This window comes from Blastomonas natatoria (assembly GCF_003201955.1).
Classification (GTDB): domain Bacteria; phylum Pseudomonadota; class Alphaproteobacteria; order Sphingomonadales; family Sphingomonadaceae; genus Blastomonas; species Blastomonas natatoria.
This window is the reverse complement of sequence record NZ_QJJM01000043.1, coordinates 1-2,782: the sequence shown is the minus strand read 5'-3', so window position 1 is coordinate 2,782 and position 2,782 is coordinate 1. Positions and strand designations below refer to the sequence as shown.

At 60.3% G+C, this 2,782-nt stretch carries 3 protein-coding genes and 2 pseudogenes; 2 read left to right on the top strand and 3 right to left on the bottom strand.

Going from position 1 to position 2,782, the window contains the following annotated elements:
• Positions 1 to 98: 98 nt before the first annotated feature.
• The 3 genes and pseudogenes from C7451_RS19605 to C7451_RS19595 form a co-directional block, all read right to left on the bottom strand.
• Positions 99 to 278, bottom strand: a pseudogene (locus C7451_RS19605) (transposase); the annotation flags it as partial.
• 44 nt (positions 279 to 322) lie between these two features.
• Positions 323 to 946, bottom strand: a complete 624-nt coding sequence (locus C7451_RS20075; protein ID WP_167398617.1) for a DUF7830 domain-containing protein — start codon at positions 944 to 946, stop codon at positions 323 to 325.
• A gap of 41 nt (positions 947 to 987) precedes the next feature.
• Complete coding sequence (locus tag C7451_RS19595; RefSeq protein ID WP_110300474.1) at positions 988 to 1,761, bottom strand: BrxR family transcriptional regulator; 774 nt, start codon at positions 1,759 to 1,761, stop codon at positions 988 to 990.
• A 73-nt stretch (positions 1,762 to 1,834) separates the two neighbouring features.
• On the opposite strand from C7451_RS19595, the pseudogene C7451_RS19590 reads away from it, so the two are divergent.
• Positions 1,835 to 2,482, top strand: a pseudogene (locus C7451_RS19590) (metallophosphoesterase family protein); the annotation flags it as partial.
• Positions 2,466 to 2,702, top strand: coding sequence for an AAA family ATPase (locus tag C7451_RS20555; protein ID WP_425266515.1), 237 nt, complete (start codon positions 2,466 to 2,468; stop codon positions 2,700 to 2,702). The pseudogene C7451_RS19590 and the gene C7451_RS20555, both read left to right, overlap by 17 nt.
• Positions 2,703 to 2,782 lie beyond the last annotated feature (80 nt).

Genomic DNA, 2,782 nt, shown 5'->3' with positions numbered 1-2,782 from the left:
GCACGAACCTCGGGTGAAAACTTGTTCGTTGTCTTGCTCATAAGGGCTCCACCTTCTCAGGAGTTGGAGCCTCCGACAATCCCGGGGCGGTTCATCTGGGCGATGCCTTCCTTGCGGCACAACTCGGCAATGCTGTCCTCGCCGCGCAGGCCATCGAGCACGATGCGGATCTTGTCTTCAGCCGAAAAATGCCGACGGGTTGCACGCCGGATATCCTTCACCACCCGCTCAGCAGGGGCCTTCACCGGCGATTTTTTCAAGGAGGGTTGGGTCTTCATCTTCGTTCCTTCGTCACTACGACGAAGCCCCAACCCTCCTTAAATCACAACCTCAAATCTGTGCCATTGGTGCTGACGGGGGACAGATAGAACTCCTTCCGGCTCAGCACGACGTCCATGAAGGTGGTACTCAGCTGCACTTCAAAGGCCAGTCTGTCGGTGTCCGTCCGCGCCGAAACGTCAGGCCGGCGCAGGCCGCAGAGACCTTCGCTCGCTCTCCAGGTCCTTTCTGACGCAACGTCCTTGAACCGTGGGTCGGCCGAGAGGCTTCGCAGAAGAAGATCCTTGATCCGCTTGTGCGCCGCGCTCTCCTGAGCGCCGCGGTACTTCATGGCCCTGATATCGGCTTCGCTCAGCTCCGTTCGCGTGACAGCGGGGCACGAGCCATCTTCATGGCGATGCCGGAAGAAGAACCGCTTGGTCGTGCTGCAAGCCAGATAGACCGGAACACCGCACGTCGCGCAGACCAAGCGTGCTTCGTCACGTTTGACGAGCGCCTTGAGTCTCTGGCGCAGCAGGATTGCGCGCTCATACCGGAATGCCCGGATCATGCGACGGACATTGAGCACATGGCCAGTTCTCGGGTTCCTGACTGCGTCAATCTCCGGCCTTGTAACCGCCGATGCCCATGCCAGCGGATCGACTGTCGTGTTTCCAACCATCGTCATCTCCTTTCCTTGAGGCAGCGGGCTTCGCTCGCACGGGGAGGCTAACAGCGTTCCAGTCGTGCCCCTGCTTGCTTGAGCCCCCAGCGCCGTTCGACATAGAATTCGAGCGACCTGCGGACCTCGAAACTCAGGACCTCCTGCGTGAACCCAAATTCTAGCCGGACAGCGGCCTGCTGCTCTTCCGTCAGGCTGCTCAGCGGCCGAAGCCGGACTTCAACGAACTCAGCCCATTCTTCATCGCTCGGAAGGTCCTCGCCGACCGGGGCCATGGCAAAGGTGCTCTCTGGCAGAACGCGTACAGGAACGTAGTCACGCCATGCCCGGTGGTGGAAACTCCAAGCCCGAACGTGCAGGCGCTCGCCGTCGGAGGCAAAATGCGCCGGCGCGATCCATTGGTTCTGGCGCAGCCCACTAGACATCGACACATAGCCGATCTCGATCTTCTGCCGCTGCTCGATCGCCTGCCACAGACGCCGCATTACAAATGGCGGGCATTGCCGGGCTGGCGAAGGCAGAACAGACAAACCGCTCAATGTGGGATGGCCGACAAACTCATCCGGTGAGCCTGCATCCTCCACAAAAGGCAGGCCGCGATGGTGGGGGTCGGCAACATAACACTTTCGGACCGTGTCATAGCGAGGCTTCGGCTCTGCAGCCCGCTCGAGATATTCCCTCAGATCGATTGCTGCCTGCGGAGACGAGATCCCGAAACGCTCGATGAGGTCCTTGCGATTCACCTGTCCGCGCCATGTCAGGCACCGGTCGAGATAGACCAGGCGGGCAAGCATTGCTGGCTTGAGTGCAGGATCGTCCATGTCCGAACCCTACTTGACGCACCATCACACGTCTATATAAAAATTATATGCACTTGGATTCGAGGACAGATTAATGCGCATTTTGCACACCAGCGACTGGCATCTGGGCCGACAGTTCCACGGCTTGTCCCTAGACGATGACCACGAGCACATCCTCGTCCAGATCCTCGCGGTGATCGATGATGAGCGTCCCGACGTCGTGATCATCGCCGGCGACATTTTTGACCGGGCAAACCCGCCCCAAAGCGCGATAACCCGCCTCTCGCAGTTCCTCACAACGGTGCGGGCGGCATCCGATGCAGCGATCGTTATTATCGCGGGCAACCACGATTCCGCCGCGCAGATCGGTGCGATGGGCGTTCTTGCGGATGGCGGCGCGGCGATCGTGCGCGGACCATTGGATGAAGATGAACGGCCGCTCGTGATCTCCGATGCCGATGGGCCAGTGGCCATCTCCGCCCTACCCTTTGCCTTCGAGTATGCCGCGCGTCTGTGCTTCGAAGACGACGCCATCGCGTGCCCTGCGGATGTGATCCGGGCTCAGCTTGCCAGCGCTCGCAGCCACGTGGCCGACGGAATGCGGTGGGTTGTGGTCGCCCATGCCTTTGTCGACGGAGCCGCGACCAGCGAAAGCGAGCGTCCGCTCACGCGCATGGTGGGCGGGATCGAGACGGTATCGGCAACCGCCTTCGACGGGGCGCACTATGTGGCTCTTGGTCAGCGCTTTCGGCCCCTATGGCGGCGCCGAGACGATCGATTTTCGCGAAGCGACAAATGCAGGCCTATTCGGGATTTACGGTCCTACTGGTTCGGGCAAGTCATCGATCTTCAGCGCCATCTCATTTGCCCTGTTTGGCGAAGGGGCCAAGGAGGAACAGGGCATCGGGACCATGCGGTCTGATTTCGCACCTGAGGACCTCCTAACTGGGGTCAGGACATAGAACGGGCACAGATATACGCTAAGCGTCTCTGCGCGCACTTATGGGTCGACTCTATGCGTCGACGACTCCAGCATTCCAAA